Origin of the sequence: Atrimonas thermophila (assembly GCF_045864955.1) — a bacterium.
Lineage (GTDB): Bacteria > Atribacterota > Atribacteria > Atribacterales > Thermatribacteraceae > Thermatribacter > Thermatribacter velox.
In genome coordinates, this window is record NZ_AP028803.1 from 260,279 (window position 1) to 276,994 (window position 16,716).

The window sequence follows — 16,716 nt, forward strand, 5'->3', positions numbered from 1 at the left end:
TGTGGCAATAGGAGGCATCGATGTTGGGACCAGTGGTTGCAAAGTGGTCATTTTTAACCTCAAAGGTGAAATACTTGCTCAGGCCTATCGGGAATACCCTTTTGTTGTTCCCCAGCCGGGATGGCTGGAGATAAATCCTGAACTTATCTGGAAAGCAGTCGTTGAGGCCCTTAAAGAGGCAGTTGCTTCCTTGAGAGAACCGCTGGAAGCGATAGGTGTTACCTCGCACGGAGAATCGCTTGTTCCTCTTTCTAAGGAAGGAAAGGCACTGACCAATGTGATCTGCAACTTTGACACCCGCTCTCACCATTATGTCGAGTTCTGGAAGGAAAAACTGGGAAACTGGCCAATTTACCAAATAACTGGTATGCCACTTCACGGCATGTATTCGGCGAACAAAATCCTCTGGTTAAAAGATAACGCGCCCCGGGTATTTGAGGAAGCCTGGAAATTTGTGTGCGTGGAAGATTATGTGCTCTTCAGATTAACTGGCGAGGGTCCTTTTATCGATTATTCAATGGCTGGACGCACCATGATGTTTGATGTGCGGCGCAAGGAGTGGTCTCCAGAGATTCTCAAACTGATAGGAATTGATAAAAGTCGTCTTTCTGAGCCAGTCCCTTCAGGAAAAGTGGTGGGGAGGCTTTCCAAAAGTGTTGCCGAGGAAATTGGACTGGACAGGAGTCCTCTGGTAGTCAGTGGGGGCCATGACCAACCCTGCGGTGTACTGGGATGTGCGGCGAGCAAGGCTGGTGAAGCCATGTATGGGATTGGCACTTCAGAATGTGTGGCTCTTAATCTGGGGAAAAATCCCCCTTTTGATGAAGCTATGATGCGTAATAGTTTTTGCTGTTACCCCCATGTTGTGGAAGGTCACTATCTTACTCTGGCCTATATTGCTTCTGGTGGTTCTTTGCTGCGCTGGTTCCGGGATGAATTTGGGCAGGAGGAAAAACAAATTGCTCAAAAAGAGGGGAAAGACGTCTATCAGGTGCTTATCGAACGTATTCCTGCTCGGCCTTCTTCGCTCCTTATTTTGCCTCATTTTGCAGGTTCAGGAACGCCTTATCTTGATGAGCATTCCCGGGGGGCTATTCTGGGTCTTACTCTGGGAAGCTCCCGCTTTGAGATTTTGCGTGCTATCCTGGAGAGCCTTTCCTTTGAGATGCGCCTCAACGTGGAACTCCTCGAGCAGTTTGGGATGGCGGTTTCTGATTTCAGAGCTACAGGAGGCGGAGCTCGTTCAGCGGTATGGCTGCAGATGAAAGCCGACATTCTGAGAAAACCGGTTTTCACCCTGGAGACCGGTGAGGCGGTGGCACTGGGTACTGCTATACTTGCTGGTCTGGGAAGTGGTTTATTTAAGAGTTGTGAGGAAGGAGCGGCGAATATGGTTCGCATAAAAGAAAAAATCGTGCCCTGTCCGGAAGATGTTTATGAGAAGCGTTATCGTATTTACCAGAAAATATATGGTCAGTTGAAAGGAATTAATTGGGAACTTAGCACTCTTGAACATTTTTAAAACCAGGGAGGCGATTGGCATGAAATTTAAAGGATTTGCTACTGGAGTTTGGGTTTTTGGGTCCTGTCCGGATCGTTTTTGCACCGGAGGGTATAAGAAGGATTCTACTCTCGAAGAAGCTCTGGACCGCATCGCTGGAGTTGAGGATCTTACTGGAGTTATGATTCATTACCCTGCTCCCCTCAATTTTCAAAATGCAGACCATGTTCGCAAAGAACTCGAAAAGCGTGGTCTCAAGGTTGCTTCCTGTGAGGTGGACTTGTTTGGGAGTCCCTTCTTTGCTAAGGGAAGCCTGATTTCAGAAAACAAGGAGGTAAGAACAAAGGCCATCCAGCTTGCCAAAGATACCATGGATATAGCTGAGCAGATGGGGAGCGAAGTTATGAATCTCTGGCCGGGTCAAGATGGCTTCGACTACCCCTTTCAAATCGATTATCGAGCCCAGTGGGATTTACTGGTTGATGCTTTGCAGGAGATTGCTTCACATAACCCCCGAGTCAAGTTAAGCCTTGAATACAAGCTTCGCGAACCCCGGACTCACTCTACTATTTCCACTTCAGGCGTTGCTCTTTTTCTCTCTCTGGCAGTTGGCGCTCCTAACATTGGAGTGACCATAGACTTTGGGCATGCTCTGAACTGCAAGGAATCACCGGGTAATGTGGTAGCTATGCTTGATAAATACGGAAAGCTCTTTGCTCTACATTTAAACGACAATTTTCGCGATTGGGATGACGACATGGCCGTTGGTACGGTACACCTTATAGAAACGCTGGAATTTTTCTATTACCTGAACAACTCTCAGTATACGGGCTGGTTGGGCCTCGATATTTTTCCTTATCGAGAAGACCCTGCTTTAGCCTGTCAGGTGAGCATTGAAAACATAAAGTACCTGTTGCAGATTGTGGAGAAGATAGAGGTTGCCAAACTGAGGGAATGGCAAAAAGAGGCCAATGCTCTGGAGATCCTTCGCTATATAAGAGAACTCCTTTAAACAGGTGAGTTGGATGGTTTATCTTGGCTTGGATGTAGGAACAACGGGCTGCAAAGCGATTGCTTTTGGTGAAAACGGGGAGATTCTCGCACAGGCCTATCGGGAATATCCTCTTTATGCTCCCCAAACAGGATGGTTAGAACTGGATGCTGAGGAAGTTTTTTCAGCGATTGAGGAGTCCTTAAGGGAGGTGACTGCAAAACTTGGTGGCAGGTCACCAGTAAGCATTGCTATTTCTTCCCAGGGTGAAGCAGTGGTACCAGTTGATGAACAGGGCAGGGCACTTGCAAGGAGCATCGTGACTTTTGATGCTCGGGGAGATGCTTTTGTGCCTTTCTTTCGGGAAAAAGTTGGAGAGAAGCGCTTTTTCGAGATTACTGGCATGCCGCTTTCAGGGATTGGGACTGCAAACAAAATACTCTGGTGGAGAGAAAACCTTCCGCAAATCTTTGAGCAAAGCCGTTATTTCCTGTGTTTTGAGGATTTCGTGCTCTTCAAAATGGGAGTAGAGCCGGCAATCAGCTATTCACTGGCTGGGCGCACCATGATGTTTGATGTGCGAAAGGAGAGCTGGTCTTTGGAAATACTGGGTCTGATTGGCGTTGATCCCTCTCGCCTGGCTCGTCCCCTTCCTTCTGGGGAAATGGCTGGGGAAGTAAGCGCATCTTTCCGAGAGCGCATGGGATGGAAGGAGAAGGTGATAGCAGGGGTTGGCGCTCATGACCAGCCCTGCGGTGCCTTGGGGTCAGGAGTAGTAAAAGCAGCACTGGCCATGGATGCAACTGGAACTGTAGAATGCATAGCACCTGCCATGAACAGGCTTTTGCTTTCTGAGGAAATGCGAAGCAACAACCTGTGTTGCTATCATCATGCTCTGCCTGGTCTTTACACTACGCTGGTTTATAATTTCACTGGGGGTTCCATCCTACGCTGGTACCGAGATAACTTTGCCCGCTGGGAGAAAGAAGAAGCACAACGCAGGGGACAAGATGTATATGAATTAATTCTTTCCGATTTACCTGAACAGCCGACTTCGCTTTTGGTGCTTCCTCACTTCACAACTACTGGCACTCCTTACTTTGACAGTCACTCCTGTGGGGTGGTGGTGGGGCTCAAGCTGGAGACTTCTCAGAAAGAGTTTGTGAAAGCGTTGCTTGAGGGAGTTAGTCTGGAGATGAAGTTTAATTTGAAACTGTTACAGGATGCAGGCGTTGTTGTTGAACGCTTAAGGGCTATTGGTGGAGGTGCCAAAAGCAGAGCATGGTTGCAGCTTAAAGCTGATGTGTATGGTATGCCGGTTGAATCACTCAACGTTTCTGAGGCTGCCTGTTTGGGAGCAGCTCTTCTGGGGCGCAAGGCCAGAGAGAATATTCAGGGCTTAAAGGAGCTGGTCAACCGGCTGGTCCGGGTGAAGGAAACCTTTGTGCCCCGGCGGGAATTTCAAGAGCGTTACCAGGAAAAATTCGAAGTGTATCAGCGGATTTATCCTGCACTCAAGAATGTTATCTTGAAAGGAGAGGATAAACCATGAAGGCGGCGTTTTTCATGGGGCCGGGCAACATAGAAGTACGAGAGGTGGAGACGCCTCGACCTGGCCCTGGAGAAGTCTTGATTAAGGTGGCTGCCTGTGCTATTTGCGGTACTGATGTACGTATTTTTCAGCACGGACATCATCATGTAAAGCCTCCCCAGATAACCGGTCACGAGATAGCTGGTGAAATCGTAGAGCTGGGAGAGGGAGTCAGTGGCTATCAGATGGGAGATAAGGTAGTAGTAATTACCGTTATCTCCTGTGGCAGATGCCATTACTGTCGTCGAGGGCTTCAAAATCTTTGTCCGGAGCAGAAATATATTGGATATCACTATGCTGGTGGTTTTGCCGAGTACATGATCATGCCCCGAGAGGGGGTAGAGCGGGGCAATTTGCTGGTCCTTCCTGAAGATGCGGACTTACTGGAATTCAGCCTTGTGGAACCCCTTTCCTGCGTGATCAACGGCCAGTCCTATTTAAACATTGGCCTTGGGGAAAAGGTCCTGGTGGTTGGTGCCGGACCTATTGGCTGCATGCACGTTGTTATGGCTAAAAATCATGGAGCAGGGATGATCATTCTGGCCGATATCTCTGAAAGTCGCCTGGAACTTGCCCGGAGGGTTGAAGCCGACCTCTATGTTAACTCCAGCAAGGAAAATCTTAAGGATAAGGTGCTGGAGGTCACGTCGGGTCTTGGTGTGGATGTGGCTATTGTTGCTGCTTCTTCAAACCAGGCCCAGGAAGAAGTCCTGGAAATGGTCGCCCCCCGAGGTCGTATCAGCCTTTTCGGCGGTTTACCCAAAGACCGCCCCACTATTACCTTTAACAGCAACATTGTGCACTACAAGGAAATTGGTGTTTTTGGAGTTTTTGCATCGCATGCCTCTCAGTACGAAGAGGCTGCAGAGCTGATTTACCGCAAGCGGGTTAATGCTCGTAGTCTCATTACCCACGTGGTGAGTCTTGACGAAGTTGTTGAGGGTATCCAGCTGGTTCGCTCAGGCGAAGCCCTCAAGGCCGTGGTGGCCATGGATAGATAAAAAGTTTCGGGAGGTGAACGGAAAAATGGATCCTCTACCTCTGAAAGATAAGGTGGCCATTGTTACCGGCTCTGCTTCTGGTATAGGGAAAGGCATTGCTTTGCGCTTTGCTGACGAAGGAGCTCACGTTTCGTGTTTTGACCTTAACGAAGAGGGAGCCAAAAATACTGCTCAGGAAATTAAAGGTAAGAATCGCGAAGCGTTGTACTTTAAAGTCGACGTCACCAACAGCCAGGAAGTTGCGGAAGCGGTCAAAAAAACTTTTGAGCATTTTGGACATATAGATATACTCGTCAATTCTGCGGGCATTATTCGTGCTCATTTTATTACCGACGTTCCTGAAGAAATATGGGATGCTATAATAAACGTGAATCTAAAAGGAACTTTTCTCTGTATTCGGGAAGTGGCCAAATACATGATTCAGCAAAAAAGCGGCAAAATCATCAGCATAAGTTCTAAATCTGGAAAAACGGGAGGCTTGTGGCTGGGTGCCTACTGTGCTTCCAAGTTTGGTATCATTGGGCTTACCCAAAGCGTATCCAGAGACCTCGCCCCTTACAAAATCAACGTGAACGCGATATGTCCGGGAAATGTTTTTTCGACCCCCATGTGGGACCTCCTTGATAAGGAATATTCCCGGAAGCTGGGGGTTCCTCCGGAGCAGGTTCGCAAGCTGTATGTCGAGAAAGTGCCTTTGGGACGGGAATGCACGGTTGAGGATGTTGCCAATGTAGCCGTTTTTCTGGCCTCTTCCTATTCTGATTACATGACTGGACAGGCAATAAACGTCACTGGAGGGCAGGAAGTTCATTGAAGCTGCAGAGCATTGGCCTGGTGGCCAATCCCCAGGCTGGTAAGGATATTCGCAGGTTAGTAGCCTACGGAAATGTAGTGGGCAATCGGGAGAAAACTACCCTGATTGCCCGTTTTCTTCTGGGTTTGCAAGCGACCGTGCAAAAAGAAGTTAAGGTCGTGTTTATGCCTGATCCCTATCGTCTGGTGCAATCTGCTCTTGATAACTTGTCTGGACGCGTACCTTTGCTTTCTTTTGAAGAAGCTCCAATGCCCATTTTTGGCGATGCCACTGACACCGTTGCCTTTACCGATTTTGCAGTGAACGAAGCCCGGGTTGACGCACTGGTTACTTTTGGCGGGGATGGAACCAACCGGTTGGTTGCCAAAAAGAGTGCATTGGTACCTATTTTCCCTGTAGCGGTGGGCACCAACAACGTTTTCCCGGAAAATATGGACCCTACTTTGATGGGCATGGCCCTGGGATTTTTTCTGGCAGGGAAAGTTGCTCCTGAGCAGGTTCTTGAGCGCAGCAAGGTGCTCAGGGTCAGGTGTAAAAGTTGTTCAGGCGTTTCCGATCTGGCTCTGGTAGATGTGGCTCTGGCCAGCGAGAATTTCATTGGGGCCAGGGCGCTGTGGGATCCTCACTCTTTAAAAATGGTTGCTGTAACTCAAGCTGATCCTACCAGATTGGGTTTGAGTTCCATCGTTGCTCGCTTATTGAGCATTTCTCCTCAAGAGAAAAGGGGGGCTTATGCTTTTTTGAGCTCCTGTAGCGAGAAGGTGCAAGCTGTTCTGGCTCCCGGCCTGGTAAAGGAAGTGGGCATTGAGAAGTTTGGTATTATAAAGCCAGGAGAGGCGCTGGTCATTACCGGAGAAAAAGGTGTTTTAGCTCTGGATGGGGAGCGGGAGATTCTCGTTCGACCTTCTGAGGAGCTGGCGGTGGTGCTTGAGGATACAGGTCCCGTGAAGGCAAATGCGCGCTTGATTCTGAATTTTGCACAAGAAGGGAGTGTAACGCATGGCCAAGAAGGTAATCATGCCCAAACTGGGTCTTACCATGGAAGAAGGTGTAATTAATAAATGGCTGGTCAAAGAGGGTGACCGGGTAGAGAAAGGAGACCCACTTTTTGAAGTGGCAACTGACAAGGTAAATATGGAGGTGGAAGCCCCGGCTTCGGGAGTGGTGCTTAAAATTCTTTATCCGGAAGGTTCTACGGTGCCTATAACTCAGACTGTGGCCTACATAGGTGAAGAAGGAGAAAAAGTGCCTTCTGAAGAAGAGGCTGCTCCGGAAGTTGTGGAAGAAGTACCGCAGCAAGAAAGCCAGGAAGAAGTTCAGGAAAAAGCCCCTGCCGAGCCAAAAGGTGCTTTTACCGTGGAGACAAAAAGTGGAGAAAGAATAAAGGTTTCTCCTCTTGCCAAGCGCTTAGCCATGGAACATGGTATTGATTTGACTATGGTTGTGGGTACTGGTCCAGGAGGACGAATTATAAAGCGAGATATAGAGAAATTTATTGCAGAGCGGAAAGCAAAACCAAAGGAAGCTGTTAGCGGACCTGGGGTTTCAAAAACTGTGCCCCTTACCAGGATGCGGAAGATTATTGCGCAGCGAATGCTTCAGAGTGTACAGAGCAAACCCCACTTTTTCCTCACCCGGGAAGCGCGGGCCGATGAGCTGGTTGCTCTTCGTGAGCGATTACTCCCCCTGGTGGAAAAACGCACCGGATATCGGGTTTCCTATACCGATATCCTCATCAAGATAGTGGCCCGGGTTCTGGAAGAGTTCCCGGAGGTGAATGCCTATTTTCTGGATGAAGAAATACAGTTCAATGAACAGATAAACATTGGTATAGCGGTAGCCCTGGATGAAGGCTTGGTAGTTCCTGTTTTGCGTGACGCAAACCAAAAAAGCATTGCTTCCATAGTGGAAGAAACCAATAAGCTGGTCCAGAAAGCGCGAGAGGGAAAATTACTTCCTGAAGACCTGGAAGGTGGCACCTTTACCATATCCAACCTGGGCATGTTTGGAGTGGATTCTTTTACGGCGATTATCAACCCGCCTCAGTCGGCAATTTTGGCTTGTGGGGCCATTCGGAAGAAACCATATTTTGATGGCAAAGAAATTATTGCAGCTCATCTCTGGAATCTCACCCTTTCCTGCGACCATCGCATTATTGATGGCGCTACCGCCGCAAAATTTATGAATACCCTGGTGAGCTTTATAGAAGATCCGCTCAGTCTCATTCTTTAAAAAACGGGAGGAGTGGTTATGGATTACTTTCTGGGTATTGATGTGGGCACCACTGGCTGTAAGGTAGTGCTTATTGATGAAGAAGGACGGTTCATTGCTCGTTCTGTGGAGGAATACCCTTTGTTTACTCCCCGTCCCAACTGGGCAGAACAAAATCCACACGACTGGTGGCAAGCAACCCTTAAGGCTATGGAAAAAGTGGTCCAGGCTGGAGGGATTGACCCTGCACAGATTGCTGGTGTGGGTCTCACTGGTCAAATGCACGGTTCGGTGTTTCTGGATGCTCAGGGAGAAGTTCTACGACCAGCTATTCTCTGGTGTGATCAACGGACTGCCGAGGAATGTCGTGAAATTACGGAAATAGTGGGTTTAGAAAAAATAATGCAGATTAACTGTAACCCGGTATTACCTGGTTTTACTGCTCCCAAAATTTACTGGCTTAAGAAACACGAGCCTGAGGTATATCAAAAAGTATCCAAAGTGCTTCTACCCAAAGATTACATCCGGTACTGTCTCACCGGTGGTTTTGCTACCGATGTTTCCGATGCCTCTGGTACTTCTCTTTTCGATGTTCCCAGACGCAGGTGGTCTTCGGAACTGATTGAAGCACTGGGCTTTCGGATGGACTGGTTCCCTCCCAGCTTTGAATCGCCAGAGATTACCGGTTATCTCAAGCCAGAGATTGTGCAACGCTTTGGTTTTCGAGATAAAGTACCGGTGGTTGCCGGTGGTGGCGATAATGCTGCTGGTGCAGTAGGAACAGGGATAGTGGAAACGGGCTTGGTTTCAGCCAGCCTGGGGACTTCCGGTGTGGTATTTGCTTTCAGCGAAACCGTAAAGGTGGACGAAAAAGGCAGAGTTCACACTTTCTGTCATGCCGTTCCAGGTAAATGGCATGTGATGGGTGTTATGCTTTCTGCTGGTGGTTCATTACGCTGGTTCCGGGATCGTTTGGGTCTTGAAGAGCAGGATGTTTCGCAATTGCTCGGGAAAGACCCCTATGAGGTGCTTTCCGAGGAGGCAGCTCTGGCACCCCCTGGAGGAGAAGGACTGCTCTTTTTGCCTTACCTTACTGGAGAACGGACTCCCCATGCTGATCCTTTTGCAAGAGGCGTCTTTTTTGGGTTAACTCTTAAACATCGCAAAAATGAAATGGTGCGGGCAGTTATGGAAGGGGTTACCTTCGGCATGAGGGACTCCTTTGAAATCATCAGGGAGATGGGTATACCCGTTCAGGAAGTACGTGCTATTGGAGGTGGTGCTCGCTCTGCGCTGTGGAGAAAGATTCAGGCCGCAGTTTACGGGGTTCCCCTTTATGGAGTGGAAGTTGACGAAGGACCCGCCTTTGGTGCAGCGCTACTTGCTTCCGTGGGTACCCAAAAGTTTGCTTCGGTCGAGGAAGCTTGCAAAAAAGCTGTGCGTACCACACATTGTGAAGAGCCGGATCCGGAATTGAGCAGAATTTATGAAAAGCTGTACGCTATTTACAGGGACCTGTATCCCGCCTTGCGTGATTTTTATCGCCGGATTGCTCAGGTTTAAATAGCTGAAAGGGTGGTTTCGTTGGACAAGAAAGCAATCTGTCTGGGAGAATTATTAATTGACTTTGTTTCCACGGTAAACGGGGTGTCGCTTAAGGAAGCCCCTGCTTTCGAAAAAGCTCCTGGTGGGGCACCGGCAAATGTTGCAGTAGGCCTTTCCAGATTGGGGATTGAAACTTTTTTTGTAGGCAAAGTTGGTCAGGATGCTTTTGGAGAGTTTTTGAGAGACGTTTTGCAGAGTAATCAGGTGAATACCCGATTTTTGAAAATGACTGATAGGGCGAAGACCACCCTTGCTTTCGTTTCCCTAACCAGAGAAGGAGAGAGAGATTTTGTTTTCTATCGAGAACCAGGTGCAGACACCCTTTTAGACCAGCAAGATATTGAAGAGGAATGTTTCCAGGGCAGGGGAGTTTTCCATTTTGGTTCGCTTACCATGACGCACGAGCCAGCTTACAGCGCTACTCTGAAAGCACTTTCTCTGGCTAAAAAACATGGCTATTTGATTTCTTTCGACCCCAATTTGCGACCTGCTCTCTGGAAAAACCTTGATACAGCGAGAGACAAAATCCGCCAGGCTATGAGTCGCAGTGATGTTGTGAAAGTGAACGAGGAGGAAGCCATGTTTGTAGCTTCCTGTAAGGACCTTCAAAGGGCAATAGAGTTTATCCAGTTTCATTGTAAGCCTTCTTTACTTGCGGTAACCCTGGGTAAAGAAGGGTGTCTGCTTTGTCAGAATGGAAGGCAAATCCGGGTGCCTGGTTTCCAGGTTACTTCAGTAGATACCACTGGTGCCGGTGATGGGTTTGTGGCTGGGCTTTTAAGTTCGCTTTACATGTTCTGGGAGGAACTGAAACAGGGGCATGCTCTTCCGGAAGAGGCACTGCTACATGCTGGAAGAAGAGCGAATGCAGTGGGGGCGTTGACCACGCTTAAAAAGGGAGCAATTCCTGCTTTGCCAACTCAGGACGAGGTGGAGACTTTCCTTGAGGAGAACGTTTGATGATTTATGTTCTCTGTGCCAACCCTGCCTGGGACCGAATGCTGTTTTTTGAAGACCAGCTTCTTCTCAATGCGGTGAACCGGGTACAAAAGGTCATGGAGGTTGCAGGTGGAAAGGGAGTTAACGTTGCCCGGGCTATCAAGACAGTTGGTGGTACTTCGGAGCTTCTGCTTTTTCTGGGGGGTTGGCAGGGCGAGCGGTTTGCTTCTTTTTTGAAGCGAGAAGGCCTGGCCTTCTGTTCTTTCCCCGTTGCAGGAGAAACCCGTATTACCACTGTGTTGCACGAAGAGGGTTCAGGCAGGCACACGGTGATCAATGAGCCAGGGCCTCTGGTTTCTCTGAAGGTAGCTTTACAGGTTGAGCGATATCTGGAAGAAAAACTATGTAGTGGAGATTATCTGGTGCTTTCAGGTTCGCTACCACGTGGAGTACAACGTTCCTGGTATGCAAAGTTACTTGCTCTGGCTCAGCGTAAGAATGCTTACGGTGTGCTGGATACCTCAGGTGTTTCCTTGCAGAGCGCTTTTCAAAATCCTCCTTTTATGGTAAAACCTAATGTAGAAGAAGCTGAAGAGCTTCTTGGTTGGACTATACGTTCCCAAGAAGATAAGCTGAAAGCGGTTTCGGAACTTAAAAAGCGGGGCGTGGAGATTGTAGTTCTTTCTGACGGCTCGCGAGGACTGACAGTTGCTTGGGGATTGAAGCGCTTCCTGGTAAGCGTAGAGGGCGGCCAGGTTGGAGTGTATGGCATAGGTTCTGGAGATACCCTGGTGGGTGCTATGGTTTTTGGTCTGGAGAGAGGGTGGCCTGTGGAAAGAGTTTTACGTTTCGCTACTGCCTGCGGGCTTGCCAATACTTTGCATCCCGGGGCTGGTTATTTCGATCCTCATCTTGCCCAGGTGTTGCAGGAAAAGGTCGTGGTTAGAGAGCTTGAGGAAAAGGGGTGAGCAGTGTGGAGGTTGTGGTAAGAGGCAAAAATCTGGAAGTTACTGACTCAGTAAGGGACTATGTAACTCGCAAGCTCGCCAAGTTAGAGCGGTTTTTCCATAATATTCTTGATGCAGTAGTGCATTTCTACTTGGAGCGAGGATTGATCAAGGTTGAAGTGACCATGTCAGCAAGTGGCATTGTAATTCGGGGGGAGAGCAGTGGCCCGGATTGGAGAACGGCTTTTGATGCGGTGATTGACAAGCTGGAACGCCAGATTAAAAGACACAAAGAAAAACTAAAAAAGAAAGGTGCCTTACGGAAGGAAGAACTTGAAAGCGTGGAAACCGGAGAGTTTGCTCTTGTGGAGTCTGGAAAAGAGGCAAGCGAACCTGGTCCGGGAGAAATTGTTAAAACTAAAGAGTTTGTTCTGCGTCCCATGAGCCTTGAAGATGCTATTTTGCAGATGGAATTTCTGGGGCACAATTTTTTTGTTTTTAAAGACCTTGATGAAGAGCGGGTCAAAGTGGTATATAAAAGAAAAGACGGGAACTACGGTCTTATTGATCTCGTTTACTGAGTGACCATGGAAGAGCAAAAAGTTCCTTTGAGCGAAGTCGAGCGAGCCATTCAGTGTATTGATGGGGTTTTAAAAGCCCGAGTTGTTGGGGATGAACGTTCGGTTTCTGAAATTCATGTCCTTGCCAGACCCTCCAAGCCTCCCAAGCTTTTGGTCAGAGATGTTGAAACTCTGCTTAAGGCAAAGTTTGGTCTTGAAGTGGACCACAAAAAAATCAGTGTTGTAGCCTTCGATGTGGGTGAAAATGACCGGGCAGAGTCCTCATACGCGGTACAGAGACCAGTTTTGTGGAGTGTAAGCTGGCGGAAGAGCATGAACCGGGCACAATCCGAGGTAGAAATCCGATTTATGGGTAAGATTTATCGCGCGAGTGCTGAAGAAGAGGGTTGGAGCGGTCGGGGGTGGAATCACCTCATAGCTGAGGCCACTCTGGATTGCCTGAACCAGATTGTGGGCGTTCCCTCTTTCTTTGCCCTGAGAGGGGTAGCAGTTCGGGATTTTGGCGATGTGGAAGTAGCGCTTTCCTTTGTGGATTGTCGCCCCGATAAAGGTTCAGGCAGCATGCTGGTGGGCACTGCCCTGGTAGGTGATGAAGTAGCTGAGGCAGTGGCCAGAGCTACCCTGGATGCTGTGAATCGCCGTTTGATCCTGTACGTTGAGAACCAACCTTGATCCGGAACGGGCCACCTTTGGAAGTAAGCGGAGCGGCCATTTCCCGTCTCTTGACTTCAGCGGAGGGAGACGGAGAACGGGAAAGGGAGGCTGAAAAAAGTGGCCAGATTGGTAAGCATTCTTTTGGGCCTTTTGGCAATTGTCCTGGCAAGTGGTGCTGGCTTCACCTGGAGGTAGCAACGAACATCGAAGAAGCTGGAAGTAAGCTTCTGGTGGCCCGTTCCGGATGTGGGAAGTGAACGTGAAAAAAGAAGCAATCCTCAATTTGTACATAGTAGCAGTAGCGCTTGCTGGAATTTTGATTTGTGGTTGGGCACTTTGGAATTTCAATCTTTCTTTTGCCAATTTCTTCTTTTTGTTCTTTTTTTTGGCACTCACTTTGATTGCTGAACTTTTACCCGTACCTCTTCCCAACCGGGCTGCAATATCGGTGAGCTTTGCCATTGTGTATGGAGTTATTCTTCTTTCTTCTCCCCTTATTGCCGCTTTAATTGCTTTTGGTGGCGCTTCCTTAGGTACTTCCAGGTTTGGATTGCGCAAGGCGCTCTTCAACGGTTCTCAATATGCCCTCTCTGCCTATTTTTCGGGTAGGGTTTTCGAACTTTTGGGAGGATATGGTTTTGAGTGGACTAATCCCCAGCTTTACATAGCGATAGTGCTTTCCGTTTTGACCTTTTTTGCGGTCAACGCCTTTTTGGTAATGGGGGCTATCTCTTTGAGCGAAGGGGTGCCCCTGCGCTTACTCTGGAAACAGGATATAAACGGCATTCTGGTTCAGTACTTTGCTTTGTTTCCACTTTCGGTGCTTCTTTATCTCATTCACTCCACGGTAGGGTATGCAGGAATTCTCCTTTTCTTTTTTCCGCTTCTTGTGGCCCGTTACTCTTTCAAGCTCTATGTGGAAACCAAGAAAACACATCTTGAGCTTTTGCGAGCGCTTACTGCAGCTCTGGACGCCAAAGACCCCTATACCCAGGGTCATTCTCTGCGGGTAGCTCAGGTTGCCCTTAAAATTGCCAGTAGGTTCAAATTACCCGAACGGCGTTTGGAGATGCTGGAGTACGCTGCACTTCTTCATGATGTGGGAAAGATTGGTATTAAGGATGCTATTTTGCTGAAGCCTCAGAAACTCACCGCTTCGGAGTATGAAGTTATCAAAACCCACCCCCTGGTAGGGTATGAAATAGTGGCCAATGTGGATTTTTTGCGGGAGGTTGCTGAAATCATACGTTCTCACCATGAGCGCTGTGATGGAAGTGGTTATCCTGATGGCAAAAGGGCTGAAGAACTTTCTCTTGAGGCAAGAATTCTTGCTGTGGCTGATGCGTTTGATGCGCTTACTTCGGACCGCCCTTATCGTCGAGCTTTTGCAATTCAGGAAGCGTTGCAGATTATGAAAAATGATGAACGAGGGCGCTATGACCAGGAAATCCTGGGAATTCTCGAGGCCATTGTGAAAGAAGAAGGGAAGGACCAGCGATGATGCTTGCCGATTTTCTTCTGCTGGGTATTCTGGTGGGCTGGTTGGGAAAAGGGAGTCTCTGGAGGCTTGCCGAGGCCCGAATCCCTGCTTTCTGGGTTATAATTGGTGGTTTTCTGATTCGTTTTTCAAGCTTCTGGATTCCTTTTGCCTGGTCACGGTGGTTGGGAATTATTGGGATGTTTCTGATTTTTGGGGCTTCTCTTTCAGGCTTCAGAGTGCGGGGATTTAAGCTTATCTCGTTGGGTGCCTTTTTGAATTGTTTAGTAATGCTTTTCAATCAAGGAAGGATGCCCGTCTGGACGGATATGGCCCTGCGACTGGGGCTTTTCTCTCTGGTAGAGCGTTTGCGGCAGGGAGCATTCGCTGAGTATGTTGCCCTGAGCAGTTCAGGAAGGCTTTTTTTTCTGGGCGATGTCTTGCCTTACTTCTCGCTTCTTTTTAGGAAGTTTTTTGTAGTGAGCGTGGGTGATTATCTTCTGGGAGTGGGTGTTTTGATTTTTGTGGTACATTTTATGAGGTATGGAGGAACCACTTTTGCCGAAAGGAATAATAAAGCAGTCCATTAAAAAAGCCGTGATTCCAGTTGCTGGTTTGGGAACTCGCTTGCTTCCGGCTACTAAAGCGCAACCCAAGGAAATGCTCCCCATAGTGGATAAACCAGCGGTGCACTACGTGGTGGAAGAGGCTTTGCGTTCAGGGATTGAGAGCTTGCTCTTTGTAACCGGGCGAGGGAAAAGAGCGCTTGAGGATTATTTTGACTATGCAGTTGAACTTGAGCAGAAGCTGGCTGAGAAGGGAGATTGGGAATCTCTGGAGCTGGTGCGGGAAGTGGCGGAATACGCACGGATCTTTTACGTCCGTCAGAAATTGCCCCGGGGGTTAGGCGATGCAGTGCTTTGCGCAGAGCACTTCGTAGGAGATGAGCCTTTTGCAGTTTTGCTTGCTGATGATTTAATCAGTGCAGAAACGCCTTGTTTGGCCCAGCTCATGCAGGTTTATAGAGAGCGAGGGGGTGCCGTGATTGCGGTACGGGAAGTGCCGCTGGAGGAAGTTTCTTCCTGGGGTATAGTCGAGGTGGAAGAAGTGACTGCTCAGGTTTTTCGAGTGCGGGGTCTGGTTGAAAAGCCCGACCCGGAATGCGCTCCTTCCAATCTGGCCATTGTGGGAAGGTATCTCCTTCCGTCTTCAATTTTTGAAATTTTGAAGAATACGCCTCCTGGAAAAGGAGGCGAAGTCCAGTTAACGGATGCTCTTGAAAAGCTTCTTGAGGAGGAAGAAATCTGGGCTTTGCGCTTTAGGGGAGACCACTTTGAAGTGGGGAGTAAGCTCGGGTATCTTAAAGCCAATATTGCTCTTGCCTTAAAAAGGCAAGAGTTGGCACCAGATTTGTACAGATTTTTAAAAGCATTTTTGAGTGATTCTCAAGAAGGAGGTTGATGGCGTATGGCTTTTGAAAAGGTAAGCTATGCTGGATGGGAACAGTGTGTACGCTTAAATAATCAGCAGATAGAGCTTGTGGCAACCCAGGAAGTTGGCCCCCGAATCATCCGTTTTGGGTTTCGAGGGGGAAAAAATGTTTTTGGAGAGATAGCAGCCGATTTGGGCAAAAAAGGTGGTGAAGAGTGGCGGCTTTATGGAGGACATCGCCTCTGGCATGCCCCGGAAGCCAAGCCTCGCACTTATTATCCTGATAATCAACCAGTAAATGTTTCGGGAGAAGAGAATTTGCTGGTTTTGGTGCAACCCGAGGAAAAGACTACTCACCTTGAAAAGAGAATAATCCTGGAAATGGATGAAGAGGAAAATCATGTTAAAGTAACTCACCAGATCTTTAACCGTGGTTTGTGGGAAATCGAATTTGCGGCCTGGGCGCTCAGTGTGATGTGTCCTGGTGGATTTGCTATTGTGCCCCAGGAACCTTTTGCTTCTCACCAGGAATTGCTTACTCCGGTAAGGCCGGTGGTTCTTTGGGGTTACACTGATATGAGTGATCCCCGCTTCAGGTGGGGGCAAAAGTACGTCACTCTCAGGCAGGATCCGCAGATTGCTTCACCTAACAAAGCTGGATTTGGCAATACTCAGGGATGGGCGGCTTACTGGACAGAAAATTTTGTTTTTTTAAAGCTCTTTTTCTATCAGCAGAGAGTAAAGTATCCTGATTTCGGCTCCACAGTAGAGGTGTTTACCAATGGTGACTTTCTGGAGCTGGAGACCCTGAGCCCGCTCTGCAGAGTTTTCCCTGGAGAAGCGGTGGAACATGTAGAACACTGGTTTCTTTTTAAGGTGGAAGAACCTTTCCAGGACGACGATTCTTTTATCGATGCGACTTTGCTTCCACTTGTAAACCGGGCCTGGAAAAAAATTAAAGCCTGAAACACAG

At 48.4% G+C, this 16,716-nt stretch carries 17 protein-coding genes; all 17 read left to right on the plus strand.

Features of this window, described 5'->3' with window-relative positions:
- Nucleotide 1 precedes the first annotated feature (1 nt).
- Genes ACKTT1_RS01470 through ACKTT1_RS01550 form a run of 17 tightly spaced genes read left to right on the plus strand, consistent with a single transcriptional unit; the run spans nt 2 to nt 16,709 of the window.
- Nucleotides 2-1,522 carry an L-fuculokinase gene (locus ACKTT1_RS01470; RefSeq protein ID WP_412709908.1) on the plus strand — a complete coding sequence of 507 codons (1,521 nt, stop codon included), beginning with the start codon at nt 2-4 and terminating at the stop codon, nt 1,520-1,522.
- A 19-nt stretch (nt 1,523-1,541) separates the two neighbouring features.
- On the plus strand, nt 1,542-2,513 hold the full coding sequence (locus ACKTT1_RS01475; RefSeq protein ID WP_412709909.1) for a sugar phosphate isomerase/epimerase family protein: 972 nt from the start codon (nt 1,542-1,544) through the stop codon (nt 2,511-2,513).
- A 13-nt stretch (nt 2,514-2,526) separates the two neighbouring features.
- Nucleotides 2,527-4,044 carry an L-fuculokinase gene (locus ACKTT1_RS01480; protein WP_412710525.1) on the plus strand — a complete coding sequence of 506 codons (1,518 nt, stop codon included), beginning with the start codon at nt 2,527-2,529 and terminating at the stop codon, nt 4,042-4,044.
- On the plus strand, nt 4,041-5,084 hold the full coding sequence (locus tag ACKTT1_RS01485; protein WP_369017857.1) for a zinc-dependent dehydrogenase: 1,044 nt from the start codon (nt 4,041-4,043) through the stop codon (nt 5,082-5,084). Before ACKTT1_RS01480 ends, ACKTT1_RS01485 begins: the two co-directional genes overlap by 4 nt.
- A gap of 25 nt (nt 5,085-5,109) precedes the next feature.
- Nucleotides 5,110-5,898, plus strand: a complete 789-nt coding sequence (locus ACKTT1_RS01490) for a glucose 1-dehydrogenase (RefSeq protein WP_369017856.1) — start codon at nt 5,110-5,112, stop codon at nt 5,896-5,898.
- Complete coding sequence (locus ACKTT1_RS01495) at nt 5,895-6,956, plus strand: hypothetical protein (protein ID WP_412709910.1); 1,062 nt, start codon at nt 5,895-5,897, stop codon at nt 6,954-6,956. Before ACKTT1_RS01490 ends, ACKTT1_RS01495 begins: the two co-directional genes overlap by 4 nt.
- The gene (locus ACKTT1_RS01500; protein ID WP_412709911.1) at nt 6,898-8,130 is read left to right on the plus strand and encodes a dihydrolipoamide acetyltransferase family protein; all 1,233 of its coding nucleotides are present in this window, start codon (nt 6,898-6,900) and stop codon (nt 8,128-8,130) included. Before ACKTT1_RS01495 ends, ACKTT1_RS01500 begins: the two co-directional genes overlap by 59 nt.
- 18 nt (nt 8,131-8,148) lie before the next feature.
- A complete protein-coding gene (gene xylB, locus ACKTT1_RS01505; RefSeq protein ID WP_412709912.1) occupies nt 8,149-9,672 on the plus strand; it encodes a xylulokinase in 1,524 nt (507 codons plus the stop codon).
- A 12-nt stretch (nt 9,673-9,684) separates the two neighbouring features.
- Nucleotides 9,685-10,674, plus strand: coding sequence for a PfkB family carbohydrate kinase (locus ACKTT1_RS01510; protein WP_412709913.1), 990 nt, complete (start codon nt 9,685-9,687; stop codon nt 10,672-10,674).
- Complete coding sequence (locus tag ACKTT1_RS01515; protein ID WP_412709914.1) at nt 10,674-11,621, plus strand: 1-phosphofructokinase family hexose kinase; 948 nt, start codon at nt 10,674-10,676, stop codon at nt 11,619-11,621. The genes ACKTT1_RS01510 and ACKTT1_RS01515 overlap by 1 nt, the downstream gene beginning before the upstream one ends.
- Nucleotides 11,618-12,181, plus strand: a complete 564-nt coding sequence (gene hpf / locus ACKTT1_RS01520; RefSeq protein WP_412709915.1) for a ribosome hibernation-promoting factor, HPF/YfiA family — start codon at nt 11,618-11,620, stop codon at nt 12,179-12,181. The genes ACKTT1_RS01515 and hpf overlap by 4 nt, the downstream gene beginning before the upstream one ends.
- A 6-nt stretch (nt 12,182-12,187) precedes the next feature.
- Nucleotides 12,188-12,853, plus strand: coding sequence for a hypothetical protein (locus tag ACKTT1_RS01525; protein WP_412710526.1), 666 nt, complete (start codon nt 12,188-12,190; stop codon nt 12,851-12,853).
- On the plus strand, nt 12,850-13,092 hold the full coding sequence (locus ACKTT1_RS01530) for a hypothetical protein (protein ID WP_412709916.1): 243 nt from the start codon (nt 12,850-12,852) through the stop codon (nt 13,090-13,092). Before ACKTT1_RS01525 ends, ACKTT1_RS01530 begins: the two co-directional genes overlap by 4 nt.
- Nucleotides 13,080-14,336 carry an HD-GYP domain-containing protein gene (locus tag ACKTT1_RS01535; protein WP_412709917.1) on the plus strand — a complete coding sequence of 419 codons (1,257 nt, stop codon included), beginning with the start codon at nt 13,080-13,082 and terminating at the stop codon, nt 14,334-14,336. Before ACKTT1_RS01530 ends, ACKTT1_RS01535 begins: the two co-directional genes overlap by 13 nt.
- The gene (locus tag ACKTT1_RS01540; protein WP_412709918.1) at nt 14,333-14,902 is read left to right on the plus strand and encodes a DUF5317 family protein; all 570 of its coding nucleotides are present in this window, start codon (nt 14,333-14,335) and stop codon (nt 14,900-14,902) included. The genes ACKTT1_RS01535 and ACKTT1_RS01540 overlap by 4 nt, the downstream gene beginning before the upstream one ends.
- Nucleotides 14,871-15,773 (plus strand): UTP--glucose-1-phosphate uridylyltransferase GalU, encoded by a 903-nt coding sequence (galU, locus tag ACKTT1_RS01545; protein WP_412709919.1) that lies wholly within the window; start codon nt 14,871-14,873, stop codon nt 15,771-15,773. Before ACKTT1_RS01540 ends, galU begins: the two co-directional genes overlap by 32 nt.
- A 6-nt stretch (nt 15,774-15,779) precedes the next feature.
- Nucleotides 15,780-16,709 (plus strand): hypothetical protein, encoded by a 930-nt coding sequence (locus ACKTT1_RS01550; RefSeq protein ID WP_412709920.1) that lies wholly within the window; start codon nt 15,780-15,782, stop codon nt 16,707-16,709.
- Nucleotides 16,710-16,716 lie beyond the last annotated feature (7 nt).

What these genes read in the sequence shown, in the direction of transcription:
- ACKTT1_RS01515 (WP_412709914.1), top strand. Translation starts at nt 10,674, where the DNA reads ATGATTTATGTTCTCTGTGCCAACCCTGCCTGGGACCGAATGCTGTTT.
- ACKTT1_RS01480 (WP_412710525.1), top strand. Translation starts at nt 2,527, where the DNA reads ATGGTTTATCTTGGCTTGGATGTAGGAACAACGGGCTGCAAAGCGATT.
- ACKTT1_RS01525 (WP_412710526.1), top strand. Translation starts at nt 12,188, where the DNA reads ATGGAAGAGCAAAAAGTTCCTTTGAGCGAAGTCGAGCGAGCCATTCAG.
- ACKTT1_RS01550 (WP_412709920.1), top strand. Translation starts at nt 15,780, where the DNA reads ATGGCTTTTGAAAAGGTAAGCTATGCTGGATGGGAACAGTGTGTACGC.
- ACKTT1_RS01490 (WP_369017856.1), top strand. Translation starts at nt 5,110, where the DNA reads ATGGATCCTCTACCTCTGAAAGATAAGGTGGCCATTGTTACCGGCTCT.
- ACKTT1_RS01500 (WP_412709911.1), top strand. Translation starts at nt 6,898, where the DNA reads ATGGCCAAGAAGGTAATCATGCCCAAACTGGGTCTTACCATGGAAGAA.
- ACKTT1_RS01475 (WP_412709909.1), top strand. Translation starts at nt 1,542, where the DNA reads ATGAAATTTAAAGGATTTGCTACTGGAGTTTGGGTTTTTGGGTCCTGT.
- xylB (WP_412709912.1), top strand. Translation starts at nt 8,149, where the DNA reads ATGGATTACTTTCTGGGTATTGATGTGGGCACCACTGGCTGTAAGGTA.
- ACKTT1_RS01540 (WP_412709918.1), top strand. Translation starts at nt 14,333, where the DNA reads ATGATGCTTGCCGATTTTCTTCTGCTGGGTATTCTGGTGGGCTGGTTG.
- ACKTT1_RS01535 (WP_412709917.1), top strand. Translation starts at nt 13,080, where the DNA reads ATGTGGGAAGTGAACGTGAAAAAAGAAGCAATCCTCAATTTGTACATA.
- ACKTT1_RS01485 (WP_369017857.1), top strand. Translation starts at nt 4,041, where the DNA reads ATGAAGGCGGCGTTTTTCATGGGGCCGGGCAACATAGAAGTACGAGAG.